This window comes from Streptomyces sp. NBC_00459 (genome assembly GCF_036013955.1).
In the GTDB taxonomy this organism is placed as follows: Bacteria; Actinomycetota; Actinomycetes; order Streptomycetales; family Streptomycetaceae; genus Streptomyces.
In genome coordinates this window covers 1478618-1497214 of the sequence record NZ_CP107903.1, presented here as the reverse complement: position 1 = coordinate 1497214, position 18597 = coordinate 1478618, and the positions used below count along the sequence as shown (strand labels likewise).

The following is an 18597-nucleotide window of genomic DNA, read 5'->3' as shown; positions in this document are numbered from 1 at the left end:
GACCGATGATCTTCGGGCGTTCTGAGCGCGGCAAGCCCCCGGTCGAGCCCGTCACGCTCAAGATCCTGGTGGCCGGCGGATTCGGCGCGGGCAAGACGACCCTCGTCGGCGCGGTCAGCGAGATCAAGCCGCTGCGGACCGAGGAGCTGCTCACCGAGGCGGGCCGCCCGGTCGACGACATCAGGGGGGTGGAGGGCAAGAACACCACCACCGTGGCCATGGACTTCGGCCGCATCACCCTCCGCGAGGACCTCGTGCTGTACCTCTTCGGGACGCCCGGACAGGACCGCTTCTGGTTCCTGTGGGACGAGCTCGCCACCGGCGCGCTGGGCGCGGTCGTCCTCGCCGACACCCGCCGCCTGGAGGACAGCTTCGCCGCGGTCGACTACTTCGAGCGGCGCTCCATTCCCTTCCTGGTCGGCGTCAACTGCTTCGACGGAGCGGCCCGTTACCCGTCGCAGTCCGTACGCGCGGCCCTGGACCTCGACCCCAACGTGCCGCTCGTGCTGTGCGACGCGCGCAACCGGGAGTCGGTCAAGGAGGTCCTGATCGGAGTCGTCCAGCACGCGATGGCGTACGCGGCCGACCGCCGCGCGACCGTCACCGGCTGACGGTCCCTCGTCACCTGACGGTCCATCACCGCCTCGCACGCGCACGGCCCGTACCCCCGCCGACCGGGGTACGGGCCGCGGTCCAAAGGCACGCGCGCGTGGACGTGTCCCGCGAGCGGTGGCTCTAGTCCCGGCCGTCGTCCTCCCAGCCGAAGCTCTTCTCCACGGCCTTGCGCCAGTTGTGGTACTCACGGTCACGGACCGACGCCTCCATGGCGGGCGTCCACTCGACGTCCTTCTGCCAGTGCGACTTCAGCTCGTCGAGGTCGTTCCACACCCCGGTCGCCAGGCCGGCCGCGTACGCCGCTCCCAGACAGGTCGTCTCGGAGACCTTCGGACGGATGACCGGCACCCCGAGGACGTCCGCCTGGTGCTGCATCAGCAGGTTGTTCTTCGTCATGCCGCCGTCCACCTTCAGGGTCGTGATGCTCACCCCCGAGTCCTGGAACATGGCGTCCACGACCTCCCGCGTCTGCCAGCTCGTCGCCTCCAGCACCGCGCGCGCCAGATGCCCCTTGGTGACGTACCGCGTGAGACCGGTGACCACCCCGCGTGCGTCGGAGCGCCAGTAGGGCGCGAACAGGCCGGAGAACGCGGGCACGATGTACGCGCCCCCGTTGTCGTCGACGCTCGCGGCGAGCGTCTCGATCTCGTCGGCGGTACGGATGATGCCGAGCTGGTCGCGGAACCACTGCACCAGCGCGCCGGTGATCGCGATGGACCCTTCGAGGCAGTAGACGGGCGCCTCGCCGCCGATCTTGTAACCCATCGTGGTCAGCAGGCCGTTCTTGGAGGGAACGGGCCGGTTGCCGGTGTTGAGCAGCAGGAAACTGCCGGTGCCGTACGTGTTCTTGGCCGTCCCCACGTCGTAGCAGGCCTGGCCGAACACCGCGGCCTGCTGGTCGCCCAGCGCGGAGGCCACGGGGACGCCCGCGAGCTGGCCCACCGCGGTGCCGTACACCTCGGACGAGGACCTGATCTCGGGGAGGATCTTCTCGGGGACGTTCATCGCGGCCAGGATGGACGCGTCCCATTGGAGGGTCTCCAGGTCCATCAGCATGGTGCGGCCGGCGTTGGTCACGTCGGTGACGTGCCGTCCGCCGTCCGTGCCGCCCGTCAGGTTCCAGATCAGCCAGGAGTCGATGGTGCCGAAGGCGATCTCGCCGCGCTCGGCGCGGGCGCGCAGCCCCGGCACGTTGTCCAGCAGCCAGGCCGCCTTGGGGCCGGAGAAGTAGCTGGCCAGGGGCAGTCCCGTCTGTTCGCGGAATCGGTCCTGTCCGTCGGCGCCGCCGAGTTCGTGGCAGAGCGCCGCCGTACGCGTGTCCTGCCAGACGATCGCGTTGTGGACCGGCTTGCCCGTTGCGCGGTCCCACAGGACCGTCGTCTCGCGCTGGTTGGTGATGCCGAGCGCGCTGAGCTGGTCGGCGCGCAGCCCGGCCTTGGCGAGCGCGCCCGCGACCACAGCCTGGACCTTCGACCAGATCTCGGTCGCGTCGTGTTCCACCCACCCGGGCTTGGGGAAGATCTGGCGGTGCTCGCGCTGGTCGACGGCGACGATCGCGCCGTCCTTGTTGAAGACGATGCACCGGCTGGACGTGGTGCCCTGGTCGATCGCGGCGACGAACTTGTCCGTCATGACGTCCCCTTCGTGGGAAGCTCCGGAAGTCTGAGGCCCCGGCACGCGCGCGTGCGTGTCAGAAGGCCGCGTTGAAGACGATCCCCGCCAGCGCGCCGCCGATCAGCGGCCCCACCACCGGGATCCACGCGTAACTCCAGTCCGAGGTGCCCTTGTTGGGGATCGGAAGCAGGGCGTGGGCGATACGCGGGCCCAGGTCACGGGCCGGATTGATGGCGTACCCCGTCGGACCGCCGAGCGACAGGCCGATGCCGACCACCAGGAAGGAGACGATCAGGATCGCCGTGCCGGACTCGCCGAGCCCCTTGGTCAGACCGAATGCCAGGATCGGCAGCACCAGAGCCATGGTCGCGATGATCTCGGTGACGAGGTTCGCGACGGGATTGCGGATCGCCGGCGTGGTCGAGAAGATCCCCAGCGTCGGCTGCGCGATCTCCTCCTCCGCGTTGGCCTGGAACTGGGCGAAGTAGACCAGCCAGCACAGGATCGCGCCGAGGAAGGCGCCGACCGTCTGACCGGCGATGTAGACGGGCACCTGGTCCCAGTCTCCGGTGTCGAAGGCGATCCCGACGGTCACCGCGGGGTTGAGATGCCCGCCTGACAAGGGTGCGGCGGTGTAGGCCCCGGCCAGCACACCGAAGCCCCAGCCGAATGTGATGACGACCCAGCCGGCGTCCTTGGCCTTGGAGTAGTTCAGTACGACGGCGGCGACCACACCCGCGCCGAAGAGGATCAGAATCGCTGTACCGATGATTTCGCCGACAAAGACGTCCCCATTGCTCATGGCGGCTCCTGGGCCCTCGCCCGGGGCGATCCGGCCCCGGTCGACCGTGAAGAGTGCGTTCCCATGGCTACTTCAGCCGGGAGCGGGGTGTTCCCGCGCCCATCCGGCTTCCGTGACGAGCGTGCTGCCACAGCCGAATCGCACGCAGGGACGGGCCCGTTGCTCAGCGGGGCCCGCACGGCGCATTGTCTGAATACGCCGAGAATGTGCGGCGATTGCCGACTGACACCGGAAGTGTTCTCCGACCTCCTGTGGGCGTCAAGGTCGCCGACGACAATGGTTGAGGCGCTCGTTTCTCCGCCCTCACCGCGCCCGGGCGCGGTGCCACCCCCGAACGGCAGCCGCCCCGCCTCGCGCACGGCGTCGTACAGGGCGGCGAGCCCGCGAGGTCGGCAAAGGTGCCGGCGGCATCCGCCCGGGCTCGGTTCACGAGGCGTTCACGCGAGATCTGCCCACGCTCGTACACCTCACCTCACCTCACCTCACGTCACCGCACCGCGATGACGGAGGAACCGTGCCCGAACAGGCCCTGGTTGGCGGTGATGCCCACACGAGCCCCCGCGACCTGCCGGTCCCCGGAGTCGCCCCGCAACTGCCATGTCAGCTCGCACACCTGGGCGATGGCCTGCGCGGGCACGGCCTCTCCGAAGGAGGCGAGGCCGCCGCTGGTGTTGACGGGTATGCGCCCGCCCAGGGTCGTGGCGCCCTCCCGCAGCAGTTTCGCCGCCTCGCCCTCACCGCACAGCCCCAGATCCTCGTACCACTGCAACTCCAGGGCCGTGGACAGGTCGTAGACCTCGGCCAGGGAGAGGTCCTCGGGGCCGATGCCCGCTTCCTCGTAGGCCGCCTGTGCGATCGACGCCCGGAAGGTCCCGCCCGCCGGCTCCACCGTCGCCGCCGAGTCCGTGGCGATGTCAGGCAGGTCAAGCACGGTGCTGGGGTACCGCGGTGTGACCGTGGACACCGCCCGGATCCGCACCGGCTCCGCCACCCCGTGCCGGCGCGCGAAATCCATGCCGGTCAGCACCAGGGCGGCCCCGCCGTCCGAGGTGGCGCAGATGTCGAGCAGCCGAAGAGGATCGGCGACCACCGCGGACGCGGCCACCTCGTCGGCGGTGACCCGCTTGCGGTAGCGCGCGTTCGGGTTGAGGGCGCCCAGGGCGGCGTTCTTCACCTTGACCTGCGCGAAGTCCTCCAGGGTGTCGCCGTGTACGGCCATCCGCCGCCGCGCGTACAGCCCGAAGTACGTCGGGTTCGTCGCCCCCAGAATTCGGAACCGCAGCCAGTCCGGATCGTCGGACCGGTCCCCCCCGGCCGGCCGGAAGAACCCCTTCGGTGCCGAGTCCGCGCCCACGACGAGCACCACCTCCGCGAGCCCGGCGAGGATCTGCGCGCGTGCGACGGCGACCGCCTGCGCCCCGGACGCACACGCCGCGTACACGCTGGTAACCCGGGCGCCCTGCCAGCCCAGCGCCTTGGCGAACGTCGCCCCCGCCACATACCCGGGATAGCCGCCGCGCACGGTGTCCGCACCGACGACCGAGTCGACGTCCCGCCAGTCGACCCCCGCGTCGGCGAGTGCCGCGCGCGCGGCGGCCGAGCCGTACTCGGTGAAGCCGCGCCCCCACTTGCCCCAGGGGTGCATGCCCACCCCGAGCACTGCCACCTCTCCGGTCATCCCACCGCCCCCGTCGGTCGCCAGTGCCAGGTCGTCCAGGTCGTCTCCGCGTCCTCGTGGAGCACTCCCGGTACGATCTCCACCTCCATGCCCACCGTCAGATCGGCGACGGTGACCCCTGGAACCGCCTGTCCCAGTACCACCATGCGCTCGGACTCCAGCTCCACAGCGATCAACGCGTACGGTTCCCACGGAAGTTCCGGATCGGTCACATACGGTGACGGAGGCCGGTATCGGCCGTCGGTGTACGACCAGACGCGCCCACGAGGGGACAGCGGCACCTCGTCCAGCCCGCCGCCCGGGCACCCCGGATTGCGGCAATGGACGTCCTCTCGCGGGAAGAAGACCGAGGCGCAGGCCGAGCAGCGGGTGCCGAGGAGCCGGAAGCCGTCCCGGTCCTCCGTGAACCACCCGGCGACCACAGGTGTACGGACGCGTGCCACATCCCCTCCAGAGACCTGGATCTGACGGAACGTCAGAAGTGTGGCACGGTCACATCGGATTGGGCAGCCGTCGCACAGAACCGCACGCGCCCTGTGTGCGTCGTCGTATCGGGTAGGGACGGCCGGGGTCCACGGGGGTGGTTCCGGCCGTCCCCGCCGTAGGCAAGGTCCCGGGGCGCCCCCGGAAGGCCCCGGTCCGCATGATCGGATACAGTCCGCCGCGTGTCCGTAAAACAACTATCAACCGACAACTCTGCGCCGGGCTCCCACTGTTCGAGCTGCGGAGCGCCCTACGGAGAGGGCGTTTCCGGCTGGCCCCGTACCTGCCCCGCCTGCGGCACCGTGGCCTACCGCAACCCGCTGCCCGTCGCAGTGGCACTCCAGCCCGTGTACGACACCAAGGGCGCCGCCCTGGTCGTCATCACCCGAACCATCGCCCCCGCGCGCGGAGGCACCGCCCTGCCCGGCGGGTACGTCGACCATGGCGAGGACTGGCGCCAGGCCGTGGTCCGTGAACTCAGGGAGGAGACAGGGATCGAGGCGGCGAGCCGCGACGTCCGGCTCGTCGACGCGCTGAGCTCGCCCGACGGGCACCTGCTGCTCTTCGGAACCCTGCCGGAACGCCCGGCCGACCAACTGCCGCCGTCCGCGGCCACGGACGAGACCGACGGCTGGCACCTTCTGCGCAGGCCGGAGGAGCTCGCCTTCCCGCTGCACACGGTGGCCGCACGCGCCTGGTTCGAGGGCCGCTACTGAGCCCGCTCAGCGCCCGGCGAGGCCTCGTACGCGCACGGGGTGGGCCGGCTCGCTCACGCCGTCCTCCCCGTCCAGCTCGACGACCACCCGACGCCCCTCCCAGCGCGTGACGTACCGCTCGATCTCCGGCTCCGCCCACCCGTCACCCGCGTCCTGCACCACCAGCCCGCCCCCGGTACGGCCGCGGGCGGGCGCCCACACCTCCAACTCCAGGCCGCCGTCGTCGCCCCGCACGGGGACGACGGCGCCCGCGCGCGCGAGAACCGGTATCCGCGACAAAGGAGCGTCCACCAGCACCTGACCCGGCCCCTCGTACGCCTGCTCCGTCACCGTGTCGTACCAGCGCCCGCGCGGCAGCTGCACCGCTCGCCGGTCCACACCCGGGTCGAGCACCGGCGCCACCAGAAGACAGTCACCCAGCAGGAAGGCGTCCTCGCAGTCGCGCAGAGCCCTCTCCTCGGGCGCCCCCCACCACAACGGCCGCACGTACGGCGCCCCAGTGAGACGCGCCAGATGCGCGAGCGTCATGAAGTACGGCAGCAGGCGCCGGCGTTCGACGAGCACCACGCGCGCGTGTGCCAGGACGTCCGCACCGAACTCCCAGGGCTCCCCGCGCCCCGCCCGCAGACTCGCGTGCGTACGGAACAGCGGCAGACAGGCGCCCAGTTGGAGCCACCGCAGATACAGCTCAGGCGACGGGCTCCCCTCGAAGCCGCCCGCATCAGGGCCCGAGAAGGGCACCCCGCACAGCCCGAGCCCCATGACCAGCGACAGTGACTCCCGCAGCCTCGGCCAGCCTTTCGCCACGCCCCCGGACCACGCCCCTCCGTAGCGCTGCATACCGGCCCAGCCGGAGCGGGAGAACATGAACGGCCGCTCCTCCGGTGCCAGTTCACGCAACCCCTCGTAGGCCGCTCGGGCCATGCACAGGGCGTACACGTTGTGTGCCTCGCGATGGTCGCCGCCGTGCCCCTCCAGTGCGTGGCGGGCCGAACGCGGCAGCGTCGACTCGCCGAAAGCGGTGAAGGACGTGGGCTCGTCCATGTCGTGCCAGAAACCGGCGAACCCCTGCCCGAGCCGCTCCTCGTACATCCGGCCCCACCACGCACGCACACGCGCGTGCGTGAAGTCGGGGTAGACCGACTCCCCGGGCCACGCGACTCCCCGGACGAGCCGCCCCGACGCATCCCGTACGAACGCGTCCTCGGCGCTCCCGCTGTCGTACACGGCGTTGCCCGGCTCGGCCCTGACCGCGGGTCCGGCGATCGACACCAGGCGTATGCCGTCGCGCCGCAGATCCTCGGCGAGGGCCGGCAGCTTCGGGAACTGGTCCTCGTCGACGGTGAACACCTGGTGCCCGTCGAAGTGTTCGATGCCCAGATGGACAGCGTCGAGCGGCAGATCGTGCTCCTGGTAGCCCGCGACGACCCGCCGCACCTCCTGCTCGCCGCCGAGGCCCCGGCGCGCGTGGTGGTGCCCCAGCGCCCACGAGGGCGGCAGCGCGGGCGCACCCGCGAGCGTGGCCCAGGTGTGCAGCACGCGCGCGGGGGTGCCCACCATCATCCAGCAGCGCAGCGGCCCGCCGTCCATCCGCAGCTCGGACGTGCCGGCCCGGTCATGTCCCGAACCCGCGCCCTCCTCGCCCTCCCGCAGTGTCACCGTGCCGTCCCAGGAGGTGTCCTGGAACACCAGATGGGTCGCCGCGTCGGCCACCACCAACTGCACCGGCATGGTGATGGACAGCGGATCGTCGCCGGGACCGAAGGCACGGCCGGGACCCGTGTTCCACAGGCGGTACGTTCCATCGCGCAACCTCGGTCCCGAGCCGCGCCCGCCGAGCCCGAAGAACCGCGCGTCCGCGGCCACCTCGGAGCGCTGCGTCCAGCGACTCGTGCCACCACCCACGGGCTCCCACCAGCGAGGCGGCAGCTCCCGTCGCAGGCTCACCCCTCCGGGGGTGAGCACTTCCACCGCACCGTGCCGCGAGACCACGACCGTCACCCGCTCGGCCACGACCCGCCAGCCGCCCTCCGTGTCCGGTTCGAGCGAGGCACGGGGATCCGGCTCAGGACAGCGGTCGGCGAGCGCGTACGACGGCTCGGGACCGGCCCCGTCCCAGCCCCAGAAGACAGCCCCGTTGACGGCGACAAGGATCCGCAGCTCGGACCTCGCGAACCGGACGACACCACCACCGGGCCCCGGCTCCACGTCCCGCACGGGCCCGGGCACCCGCGCGCGCTCGGCACCCCGCGGCGGCAGCCCGGCGGCGTCGGCACGCCGACGGCGCCAGGCGGCCCGTACGGTACGCAACCCCTGGGCCGCCCCCGCCGAACCGACCGCCCTCACCGAACGCACCAGGTCACGACCTTCCATGCTGCTCAGCCTGCCACTGACTTCACCCGATGGGCGCACAGTTCAGCAGCCGTTCACCCTGGTAGGGACCACATCTTCATCTCCACGACACGACCCCCGCGCGGCGCACCCTGGTGTCGGAGTCGATCAGATGGCATGGTCCGTGTCAGCCGTGTCAGGAGCACCGTCCGGGAGCCGCCCCATGTCCACCACGAACCCCACGCCCCTCTGGCAGCCCGACCGAGAACGCGTCGCCCGGGCCCGGATCACCAGGTTCCAGGCGTGGGCGGCCGAGCAGCACGGAGCCCCCGCCGACGGCGGCTACGCTGCACTGCACAGCTGGTCCGTGGACCGGCTCGACACGTTCTGGCAGGCCGTCACCGAGTGGTTCGACGTGCGCTTCTCGACGCCCTACGCGCGCGTGCTCGGCGAACGTTCGATGCCCGGCGCGCAGTGGTTCCCCGGCGCGAAGCTCAACTACGCCGAACACGCCCTGCGCGCCGCGGACACCCGCGCGGACGAACCGGCCCTCCTGCACGTCGACGAGACCCACGAACCCCGCCCGGTGACCTGGTCGGAGCTGCGCCGCCAGGTCGGCTCCCTCGCCGCCGAGCTGCGTACGCTAGGAGTGCGCCCAGGAGACCGTGTGAGCGGCTATCTCCCGAACGTTCCCCAAGCCGTGGTCGCTCTGCTCGCCACGGCCGCCGTGGGCGGCGTATGGACGTCCTGCGCCCCCGACTTCGGGGCCCGCAGCGTCCTCGACCGCTTCCAGCAGGTCGAACCGGTCGTGCTGTTCACCGTCGACGGCTACCGCTACGGCGGCAAGGAGCACGACCGCCGTGACACGGTCGCCGAACTCCGCCGCGAACTGCCCACCCTGCGCGCCGTCGTCCACATCCCGCTGCTGGGCACCGAGCCCCCCGAAGGCGCCCTGGAATGGTCCGCCCTCACGTCCGCGGACGTGACCCCCACCTACGAGCAGGTCGCTTTCGACCACCCCCTGTGGGTGCTCTACTCCTCGGGCACGACCGGCCTTCCCAAGGCGATCGTCCAGTCCCAGGGCGGCATCCTCGTCGAACACCTCAAACAACTCGGCCTGCACTGCGACCTGGGGCCGGAGGACCGCTTCTTCTGGTACACGTCCACCGGCTGGATGATGTGGAACTTCCTTGTCTCCGGCCTCCTGACGGGCACGACGATCGTCCTCTACGACGGCAGCCCCGGCTACCCCGACACGGGCGCCCAGTGGCGGATCGCCGAACGTACGGGAGCGACCCTCTTCGGCACCTCGGCGGCGTACGTCATGGCCTGCCACAAGGCCGGAGTGCACCCGGCCAGGGATTTCGACCTGTCCAGGGTGCAGTGCGTCGCCACGACCGGATCGCCGCTGCCCCCCGACGGATTCCGCTGGCTGCACGACGAGTTCGCGGCGAGCGGGGCCGAGATGTGGATCGCCTCGGTCAGCGGTGGCACGGACGTGTGCTCCTGCTTCGCAGGAGCCGTACCGACCCTCCCGGTGCACATCGGCGAACTCCAGGCGCCAGGACTGGGCACCGACCTCCAGTCCTGGGACCCCAGCGGACGACCCCTCGTGGACGAGGTCGGCGAACTCGTGGTCACCAACCCGATGCCGTCCATGCCCATCCGCTTCTGGAACGACCCGGACGGCAGCCGATACCACGACAGCTACTTCGACACCTATCCCGGAGTGTGGCGCCACGGCGACTGGATCACCGTCACCTCGCGCGGCTCCGTGATCATCCACGGCCGCTCCGACTCCACGCTCAACCGCCAGGGCGTACGCATGGGGTCGGCCGACATCTACGAAGCCGTCGAACGGCTTCCCGAGATCAAGGAATCGCTCGTGATCGGCGTCGAACAACCCGACGGCGGTTACTGGATGCCTCTGTTCGTCCACCTCGCGCCCGGAGCCGTCCTCGACGAGGCCCTGCTGAACCGCATCAAACAGACCATCCGTGAACAGCTCTCCCCGCGCCACGTCCCCGACGAGGTCATCGAGGTCCCCGGAGTGCCGCACACCCTCACCGGCAAACGCATCGAGGTCCCGGTGAAGCGGCTTCTCCAGGGCAGCCCCCTGGAGAAGGCCGTCAACCCCGGCTCCATCGACAACCTCGAACTGCTGCACTTCTACGCAGAGCTGGCCCGCAAACGCGCCTGACCGGCCTTCGGAAACAGCGGTCAACCACCGTAGGTGGCCTCGGACTCGACCAGCACCGCGGCGAAGTCCGAGGCCAGCCGCGCCGCGTCGGCCGACTGGAGGTCCGCCACCGCGATCCGTACCGCGGGCCCGGACGCGAGCCGGAACCGTGCCCCGGCAGCGACCCACCAGCCGTACGACCGCAGCCCGTTCACCACGGCGGATTCGTCCGGCACGGGCACCCACACGTTCATCCCGCTCGCTCCCTGTGCCGGGATCCCGTGCCGTTCGAGCTCCCGCAGGAGCGTGGTCCGCCGCGACGAGTACGTTTCCCGCGCGCGTGCGACCAACGCGCGCGTGCCGTCGTCAGTCATCAGCGCGTACACGGTCTCCTGGAGCAGATGACTGACCCAGCCTGACGTCAGCAGCATCCGTCCGTCGTGCCGGGCCAACGTGGTCGGGTCGCAAGCCGCCGCGGCCCACCGCAGGTCGGTCCCGAGGAACTTGCTCACCGTACGGACGTGTACCCACCGGGCCGGTCCACCCGAGGTCAGCGTGTACAAGGGAGCGTCCGCGACGGCGGACGCGTGATCGTTCTCCACCACGAGGACCTCCGGCTCCTCCCGGAGCACCGCGACAAGAGCGTCCCGGCGCGCCGCCGAGAAGCAGCCACCTCGCGGATTCTGCGCGCGCGGACTGCACACGACGGCCCGCACACCCGCTCGCAGCGCCTCTCGCAGCGCTTCCGGAAGCAGCCCCTCGTCGTCCACGGCGACAGGGACGTTGCGCAGCCCCAGCGCGGTCACCAGATCCAGCAGATGGTGGTATCCGGGGTCCTCCATGGCCACCGCATCACCGGGTCGCAGCTCCACCGACAGCAGCCGCCCGATGAGATCCAGCGCCCCGTGGGCGAAGACCACGTGCTCCGTGGGCACCCCGTCGGGCCCGAGCCACTCCCGGACGACATGCTCCAGCCGCGTCACCCGGGGCGTCGCGCGATGGGAGCGGGCACCAGGGGAGAGGCGCGAGGGCGGCACCAGCCGGGGAAGCAGCCGGGGATCCGGGTGCCCGCCGGCCAGGTCGCGCAGTCCGTCCGGGACTTTGGGGGGCCGTCGTGAGGCGACCGCGGGAGCAGCCGCCACGACAGTCCCGCCCCGGCCGCGCGTGACCACGATCCCGCGCTGCCGCAACTCCTTGTAGGCCGTCGCGACCGTCCCCGGGCTCACCCCCAGTTCATCGGCGAGCCGACGCACGGGAGGCAGTGCGACACCCGGCCCCAACAGCCCCTCGGACACACCTCTTTCGACGGACGAGGCAATTCCCTTGGCCGTCGTACCACTGATCCCATATTGTGTTGCCACGTTGGAGAGTATGTATCAGTACATAAATTGAAGCAAGGGGGAAGCGTGAATCCACTGCGCCGTGCGGAAGCCTGGGCCGACCGCACACCGGGAGGCCCGCACGGCCGCAGAATGCTCTTGATCACCCTCGTCGACCGCATAGGCAGCGGTCTGTGGGCATCCGTCTCCGTCCTCTACTTCACCTACGTGTCCGGCCTTTCCATCGCGGAGGTCGGCACGCTTGTCGCCGCCGCCGGAGCCATCGGCATCGCCGGGGCGCCGATGGGCGGCCGCCTCGCCGACCGCTTTCCGCTCACCCGGGTCCTGGTCGCCCTCCAACTGATACGCGCTCTGGCCTCGTTCGCCCTGCTCACGACCGACCACTACGCGCTGCTCCTCGCGTGTACGGCCGTCGGAGGCTTCGGTGACCGCGCGTCGAGCGTCATCACGAAGCTCTATGCCACCCGCGTCGCCGGACCGGACCGCGTCCGCTACCAGGCGATCAACCGGACGGCCGCCAACGCGGGCTGGGCACTCGGCGGCCTCGCCGCCGCCGCGGCCCTGACCCTCGGCACCACCACGGCATACCAGTGGCTTCTCGTCGGCGACGCACTCACGTTCGTCGTCACCGCGATTCTCACCCTCCGCTGCGCCGAACCCCCCTCGCCCTCCCGCACGGTAGCCACGTCGTCCGACGCCACACCCACGACCAGGCCCGCGAATCCCTGGCGCGATCGCACCTACCTCGCCTACGTCGTGACCGAGGCCGTCCTCTTCCTCGACGACGCGGTCTTCAAGGTCGGCCTGCCCCTCTGGATCGCCCATACCGGCAGCGCACCGACCGGCCTGGCACCGCTGCTGATGGTTCTCAACAACGTGATGGTGGTGGTCCTCCAGGTCCCCCTGGCCCGCTTCGGCACCACCACCAAGGCCGCTCGCACGCTCCTGCTCCCACTCTCCGCGGTCTTCGCCCTGGGCGGCATCACGATGGCCTTGTCGGCAACCGGTACGGCAGCCTCCGCGACGCTGTTCCTCACCGCCTCGGCAGCCGCCTTCACCCTGGCCGAGATACTCCATGCCACCGTCTCCTGGGAACTCTCCGTCGCCCTCGCCTCCGACACCGCCCAGGGCGCGTACCTCGGCGTCCACGGACTCGCGCAAGCCGTCCAGCGCACCATCGGTCCACTGGCTGTCACCACGGCCATCGCCACCGGTCCTCTCGGCTGGGCCGGTTTCGGCGTTGGCATCGCTGTGACCTGCGTGGTTCAGCACCGCCTCGTCCGCGACCGCCTGACCCGAAAGCCGTTGTCAGTGGCCCCCGTTACTGTGAGTGAGCATTGATCGACAGCACACAGGGGGAACCATGGCGAACACCGGCCACCCGACCATGCGGCGCGTTCTGCGCCGCGAGATCGCGGGCACCATCGGCCTGCTGACCGACGAGCACGACTTCCGGGCGATGCGGCGCTACCGCACCTTCACCTTCCAGAACCACACGGCCTACCTCCGCGAGGTGGAAGCTCTCCTGAAGAGCCTCGCCGCCCAGGGCAACCACACCACCGTCGCGCTCTTCGACCCTGAGGAGTACGCCGAATTCTGCACCGCCACCGGCCTCGACCCGGACGCCCCGTCCAGCCGCACCCGCTTCACAGCGGAACTGGCCACCACGGGCCCGACCGTTCCGTACGACGGCCAACCACTCGCCGAACTGCTTCCGCACCTGGTCGACGAGGCCGTCCGTCAGGCGACCTGGGAGTACGCCGCCACACTCCTGGCACGGATCGGAGCCTGCGCATCCTGCGGTGAGGACATCGGACGCGCAGCCTTCGGCCGTGCCTCGAACCTCCTCGTCCGCATCCTCGACACCGCCCCGCAAGGAAACAGGCACCTCGTCTGCAGTGTCACGACACCAGCGGAAACACTCGTCGCCGTCCTCCACGCAGACGATGACAGCGAGGACGGGACAGAACTCGACGAGGCCGAAGTCCTCGAATTCACCACGATCCTGGCTCTCGGCCTCGCCACCCAGAGTCCCGGAGGCCTCGTCATGCGCACCACTGCCCCCGGCACCACCGACCGCATCTACGGCTGGCGCCTGCGCGGTGACGGTGTCCAGCCGCTGACGGCCGGCGAGGTCTTCGACGCCTACTGCACCGACGCCGATTCAGGCGACCTCATCTCCCCCGAACCGGACGTCGACTACTGCACACCCCCCGACCTCGGAGAAGGAGAACCCACGACGGGCCACACCCACTGAACGAGAAACGGGCGAGGGGGCGCCCCACACGAAGTGGAACGCCCCCTCGCCCGACGAACGGTCTGCACTGAGCCTGCCCGAACGAACGAACGAACTACGGCGGCGGCTGACCGATCGGCCGACTACTCGCCCGACAGCACAGCCTGAGCAGCGTCGCGAGCCTCGTCGGCGCTGTCCGCAGCGCGGGCCGCCGCAGCAGCCCGCTCGCACTGCGCCAGCGTGTACTTGGCCAGCGACGCCCGCACATAGGGAATCGAAGCCGCACCCATGGAAAGAGAGGTGACACCCAGACCGATCAGCACACATGCGAGCAGCGGATCCGAGGCCGCCTCACCACAGACACCACAGCTCTTGCCCTCGGCACTCGCCGCCTCGGCGGACAGCGCGACCAGGTCGAGCAGCGCGGGCTGCCACGGATCCTGCAGACGAGAAACCGCCCCCACCTGACGGTCGGCGGCGAAGGTGTACTGCGCGAGATCGTTGGTTCCCAGAGACAGGAACTCGACCTCCTGCAGGATCGACCGAGCCCGCAGTGCGGCCGACGGAATCTCCACCATGGCACCGAACTTCGCCCGCAGACCGGCCGCACGGCACGCATCCGCGAACGCCTTGGCATCGGCACGGTCCGCGACCATCGGAGCCATGACCTCAAGATAGACAGGCAGCCCCTCCGCGGCCTTCGCGAGCGCCGTGAGCTGCGTACGCAGCACATCGGGGTGGTCGAGCAGGGTCCGCAGACCACGCACACCCAGAGCAGGATTCGGCTCGTCGGCAGGCGTCAGGAAGTCCAACGGCTTGTCCGCGCCCGCGTCGAGCACCCGAACGACGACGCGCCCCTCGGGGAAGGCCTCGAGTACCTGCCGGTAGGCCTCGACCTGCTTCGCCTCTGACGGAGCATTCTTGCTGTCGTCCAGAAAAAGGAACTCGGTACGGAAGAGCCCGACGCCCTCGGCCCCCGCCGCGACGGCAGCCGGTACGTCCGCAGGCCCGCCGACGTTCGCCAGCAACGGCACCTTGTGACCGTCGGAGGTGGCGCCCGGGCCGGTCGAGGCTGCCAGCGCCGCCTTGCGCTGGGCAGCTGCCGCCTGCAACTGGGCCTTCTTCTCCGCACTGGGTTCGACGAAGATCTCCCCCGTGCTGCCGTCCACCGCGATCACTGTGCCCTCGGCGAGCTCACCCGCACCGGGCAACGCCACCACAGCGGGCACACCGAGGGCCCTCGCCAGGATCGCGCTGTGACTGGTCGGCCCACCTTCCTCCGTGACGAAGCCGAGCACCAGAGTCGGATCCAGCAGCGCGGTATCGGCGGGGGCGAGGTCGCGAGCAATAAGGACGTACGGCTCGTCGCTGTCGGGGACACCGGGCATGGGCACCCCGAGAAGCCGGGCGACGATACGATTCCGCACGTCGTCCAGGTCAGCCACGCGACCAGCGAGGTACTCGCCGGCACCCGCCAGGAGAGCGCGATACGCGGCGAACGCGTCGTACACGGCGCGCTCGGCCGTACTGCCGACCGTGATACGCCGATCCACGTCCGCCATCAGCTCGGGGTCCTGGGCCATCATGGCCTGCGCCTCGAGCACTGCCTGGGCCTCGCCACCTGCCAGATTGCCGCGTGCGTTCAGGTCTGCCGCCACAGCGTCCACAGCCTGGCGGGCACGCGCCTGTTCGCGCTCGGCATCCTCCGCCGGGATCTGCTTGGCAGGCGGTTCGAGTACTGCCGTCCCCATGTGCCGAACTTCGCCGATCGCCACACCGTGGCTCACGCCGACGCCTCGCAGCGTTGTCTCCATCTCACCGTCTCCGATAGTGCGGCGGGTCCCGCCGCCGCAGTGGTTTTCCTGCATACCGTCGTGGGCCGACGCGGACGTCACTGCCAGCCGAAGAGGCTGTCGCCCACCTTCACAGCGCCGTCCTCAATGAGATCGGAGAGGGAATCGGCCGTGGCTTCGAGCGCCACGACCGGGCACACCGGGGACTTGCCGGCGGCTTCCACGGCGGCCGGGTTCCAGCGCACCACGCTCTGACCACGTGTCACGGTGTCGCCCTTGTTGACGAGCAGTTCGAAGCCCTCGCCATTGAGCTGCACGGTGTCGATACCGAGGTGAGTGAGTACACCGTGGCCTTCGTCGTCAACGACGACGAAGGCGTGCGGATGGAGCGAGACGATGACTCCGGTCACGGGGGCGACGGCCTCCGAGGGTTCACGCACGGGGTCGATCGCGGTACCGGGGCCGACCATGGCCCCGGAGAAGACCGGATCCGGCACGGCGGCCAGTCCGATGGCGCGTCCTGCAAGAGGGGACGTCACGGTGGTCAAGGGAAGCCTCCCGGGGGTGGAGATTCATACGGGCCGTCGCTGCCTGTTCCCGGACGGCACACTGTTGAGCAGCGTATGTCATATGAAGTGCCGGTTCCGTGGGAGAGAGGCCGGTTGGCGTCCCTGGAGGCCCACGCAATCGATTTGCGCCCGCTCCGATGGCCCGTGTACAGTCGTTCTCCTGCCTGGGGCGGAGTGACGCGATCAAGCGTCTTTGCCTGGCAGCATCCAACTTGTCAGATCCTATCCCGGGGTCTCGTTCTGCATGCTTGCTGAACGGTGGTCAGGGGGCCGGAAAAACACTGATAGAGTTTGAAACACCGAAGGGAAGCGCCCGAAGGAAAGCCTAAAAGATTTTCTTGGGTGAGTACGAAGGAAGCGTCCGTTCCTTGAGAACTCAACAGCGTGCCAAAAATCAACGCCAAGTTTGTTGATACCCCGTCTCTCCCGTTCGGGAGGGCGAGGTTCCTTTGAAGTAGTAAACACAGCGAGGACGCTGTGAACGGTCGGGCTTATTCCGCTTGACTGTTCCGCTCTCGTGGTGTGACCCGATTACGGGTTGACATTCACGGAGAGTTTGATCCTGGCTCAGGACGAACGCTGGCGGCGTGCTTAACACATGCAAGTCGAACGATGAAGCCTTTCGGGGTGGATTAGTGGCGAACGGGTGAGTAACACGTGGGCAATCTGCCCTTCACTCTGGGACAAGCCCTGGAAACGGGGTCTAATACCGGATAATACTCCTGCAGGCATCTGTGGGGGTTAAAAGCTCCGGCGGTGAAGGATGAGCCCGCGGCCTATCAGCTTGTTGGTGAGGTAGTGGCTCACCAAGGCGACGACGGGTAGCCGGCCTGAGAGGGCGACCGGCCACACTGGGACTGAGACACGGCCCAGACTCCTACGGGAGGCAGCAGTGGGGAATATTGCACAATGGGCGAAAGCCTGATGCAGCGACGCCGCGTGAGGGATGACGGCCTTCGGGTTGTAAACCTCTTTCAGCAGGGAAGAAGCGAAAGTGACGGTACCTGCAGAAGAAGCGCCGGCTAACTACGTGCCAGCAGCCGCGGTAATACGTAGGGCGCAAGCGTTGTCCGGAATTATTGGGCGTAAAGAGCTCGTAGGCGGTCTGTCGCGTCGGATGTGAAAGCCCGGGGCTTAACCCCGGGTCTGCATTCGATACGGGCAGACTAGAGTGTGGTAGGGGAGATCGGAATTCCTGGTGTAGCGGTGAAATGCGCAGATATCAGGAGGAACACCGGTGGCGAAGGCGGATCTCTGGGCCATTACTGACGCTGAGGAGCGAAAGCGTGGGGAGCGAACAGGATTAGATACCCTGGTAGTCCACGCCGTAAACGGTGGGAACTAGGTGTTGGCGACATTCCACGTCGTCGGTGCCGCAGCTAACGCATTAAGTTCCCCGCCTGGGGAGTACGGCCGCAAGGCTAAAACTCAAAGGAATTGACGGGGGCCCGCACAAGCAGCGGAGCATGTGGCTTAATTCGACGCAACGCGAAGAACCTTACCAAGGCTTGACATACGCCGGAAAGCATCAGAGATGGTGCCCCCTTGTGGTCGGTGTACAGGTGGTGCATGGCTGTCGTCAGCTCGTGTCGTGAGATGTTGGGTTAAGTCCCGCAACGAGCGCAACCCTTGTTCTGTGTTGCCAGCATGCCCTTCGGGGTGATGGGGACTCACAGGAGACTGCCGGGGTCAACTCGGAGGAAGGTGGGGACGACGTCAAGTCATCATGCCCCTTATGTCTTGGGCTGCACACGTGCTACAATGGCCGGTACAATGAGCTGCGATGCCGTGAGGCGGAGCGAATCTCAAAAAGCCGGTCTCAGTTCGGATTGGGGTCTGCAACTCGACCCCATGAAGTCGGAGTTGCTAGTAATCGCAGATCAGCATTGCTGCGGTGAATACGTTCCCGGGCCTTGTACACACCGCCCGTCACGTCACGAAAGTCGGTAACACCCGAAGCCGGTGGCCCAACCCCTCACGGGGAGGGAGCTGTCGAAGGTGGGACTGGCGATTGGGACGAAGTCGTAACAAGGTAGCCGTACCGGAAGGTGCGGCTGGATCACCTCCTTTCTAAGGAGCATTTCTTACCAGGGCTCTTCGGGGTCGTGGTCAGAGGCCAGTACATCGGCGAATGTCCGGTGCTGGTTGCTCATGGGTGGAACGTTGATTATTCGGCCGGGTTCACGGGTCGGAGGCTTGTAAGTACTGCTCTCGCAAGAGGGCGTGGAAAGCATGATCTCC

The 18597-nt window shown here is 68.9% G+C and carries 13 protein-coding genes and 1 rRNA gene; 6 read left to right on the top strand and 8 right to left on the bottom strand.

Features of this window, described 5'->3' with window-relative positions:
• The first annotated feature begins 5 nt into the window (after positions 1-5).
• A complete protein-coding gene (locus OHN74_RS06400; RefSeq protein WP_327693563.1) occupies positions 6-611 on the top strand; it encodes a GTP-binding protein in 606 nt (201 codons plus the stop codon).
• Positions 612-735: 124 nt separating this feature from the next.
• Here OHN74_RS06400 and glpK read toward each other — a convergent pair whose 3' ends face one another.
• The 4 genes from glpK to OHN74_RS06380 form a co-directional block, all read right to left on the bottom strand.
• Entirely contained in the window at positions 736-2247 is a 1512-nt protein-coding gene (gene glpK / locus OHN74_RS06395) for a glycerol kinase GlpK (protein WP_327693562.1), read from the bottom strand.
• A 58-nt stretch (positions 2248-2305) separates the two neighbouring features.
• Positions 2306-3031: an MIP/aquaporin family protein gene (locus OHN74_RS06390; RefSeq protein ID WP_327693561.1), complete on the bottom strand. Its 726-nt coding sequence runs from the start codon at positions 3029-3031 to the stop codon at positions 2306-2308.
• A gap of 487 nt (positions 3032-3518) precedes the next feature.
• Entirely contained in the window at positions 3519-4709 is a 1191-nt protein-coding gene (locus OHN74_RS06385) for a lipid-transfer protein (protein ID WP_327693560.1), read from the bottom strand.
• Positions 4706-5131, bottom strand: coding sequence for a Zn-ribbon domain-containing OB-fold protein (locus OHN74_RS06380; RefSeq protein ID WP_327700013.1), 426 nt, complete (start codon positions 5129-5131; stop codon positions 4706-4708). Before OHN74_RS06380 ends, OHN74_RS06385 begins: the two co-directional genes overlap by 4 nt.
• 243 nt (positions 5132-5374) lie before the next feature.
• On the opposite strand from OHN74_RS06380, the gene OHN74_RS06375 reads away from it, so the two are divergent.
• Positions 5375-5908 (top strand): NUDIX domain-containing protein, encoded by a 534-nt coding sequence (locus OHN74_RS06375; protein WP_327693559.1) that lies wholly within the window; start codon positions 5375-5377, stop codon positions 5906-5908.
• A gap of 6 nt (positions 5909-5914) precedes the next feature.
• Here OHN74_RS06375 and OHN74_RS06370 read toward each other — a convergent pair whose 3' ends face one another.
• The gene (locus OHN74_RS06370; RefSeq protein ID WP_327693558.1) at positions 5915-8281 is read right to left on the bottom strand and encodes a glycoside hydrolase family 31 protein; all 2367 of its coding nucleotides are present in this window, start codon (positions 8279-8281) and stop codon (positions 5915-5917) included.
• Between the two features lie 181 nt (positions 8282-8462).
• On the opposite strand from OHN74_RS06370, the gene OHN74_RS06365 reads away from it, so the two are divergent.
• Positions 8463-10439, top strand: coding sequence for an acetoacetate--CoA ligase (locus OHN74_RS06365; RefSeq protein ID WP_327693557.1), 1977 nt, complete (start codon positions 8463-8465; stop codon positions 10437-10439).
• A 20-nt stretch (positions 10440-10459) separates the two neighbouring features.
• Here the strand turns inward: OHN74_RS06365 and OHN74_RS06360 are convergent, their stop codons facing one another.
• Positions 10460-11779, bottom strand: a complete 1320-nt coding sequence (locus OHN74_RS06360; RefSeq protein WP_327693556.1) for an aminotransferase class I/II-fold pyridoxal phosphate-dependent enzyme — start codon at positions 11777-11779, stop codon at positions 10460-10462.
• A gap of 45 nt (positions 11780-11824) precedes the next feature.
• Between OHN74_RS06360 and OHN74_RS06355 the strand changes: the two genes are divergently transcribed.
• Positions 11825-13099 (top strand): MFS transporter, encoded by a 1275-nt coding sequence (locus OHN74_RS06355; RefSeq protein WP_327693555.1) that lies wholly within the window; start codon positions 11825-11827, stop codon positions 13097-13099.
• A 22-nt stretch (positions 13100-13121) separates the two neighbouring features.
• The gene (locus OHN74_RS06350) at positions 13122-14015 is read left to right on the top strand and encodes a hypothetical protein (RefSeq protein WP_327693554.1); all 894 of its coding nucleotides are present in this window, start codon (positions 13122-13124) and stop codon (positions 14013-14015) included.
• A 122-nt stretch (positions 14016-14137) separates the two neighbouring features.
• Here the strand turns inward: OHN74_RS06350 and ptsP are convergent, their stop codons facing one another.
• On the bottom strand, positions 14138-15808 hold the full coding sequence (gene ptsP, locus OHN74_RS06345) for a phosphoenolpyruvate--protein phosphotransferase (protein ID WP_327700012.1): 1671 nt from the start codon (positions 15806-15808) through the stop codon (positions 14138-14140).
• 77 nt (positions 15809-15885) lie between these two features.
• Positions 15886-16335 (bottom strand): PTS sugar transporter subunit IIA, encoded by a 450-nt coding sequence (locus OHN74_RS06340; RefSeq protein ID WP_327693553.1) that lies wholly within the window; start codon positions 16333-16335, stop codon positions 15886-15888.
• Positions 16336-16900: 565 nt separating this feature from the next.
• Between OHN74_RS06340 and OHN74_RS06335 the strand changes: the two genes are divergently transcribed.
• Positions 16901-18426, top strand: a 16S ribosomal RNA gene (locus OHN74_RS06335).
• The last annotated feature ends 171 nt before the right edge of the window (positions 18427-18597 follow it).

Bases quoted from the DNA above. Each gene is read 5' to 3' on its own strand.
- glpK (WP_327693562.1), bottom strand. From the start codon at position 2,247: ATGACGGACAAGTTCGTCGCCGCGATCGACCAGGGCACCACGTCCAGC.
- OHN74_RS06365 (WP_327693557.1), top strand. From the start codon at position 8,463: ATGTCCACCACGAACCCCACGCCCCTCTGGCAGCCCGACCGAGAACGC.
- ptsP (WP_327700012.1), bottom strand. From the start codon at position 15,808: ATGGAGACAACGCTGCGAGGCGTCGGCGTGAGCCACGGTGTGGCGATC.
- OHN74_RS06385 (WP_327693560.1), bottom strand. From the start codon at position 4,709: ATGACCGGAGAGGTGGCAGTGCTCGGGGTGGGCATGCACCCCTGGGGC.
- OHN74_RS06370 (WP_327693558.1), bottom strand. From the start codon at position 8,281: ATGGAAGGTCGTGACCTGGTGCGTTCGGTGAGGGCGGTCGGTTCGGCG.
- OHN74_RS06400 (WP_327693563.1), top strand. From the start codon at position 6: ATGATCTTCGGGCGTTCTGAGCGCGGCAAGCCCCCGGTCGAGCCCGTC.
- OHN74_RS06350 (WP_327693554.1), top strand. From the start codon at position 13,122: ATGGCGAACACCGGCCACCCGACCATGCGGCGCGTTCTGCGCCGCGAG.
- OHN74_RS06390 (WP_327693561.1), bottom strand. From the start codon at position 3,031: ATGAGCAATGGGGACGTCTTTGTCGGCGAAATCATCGGTACAGCGATT.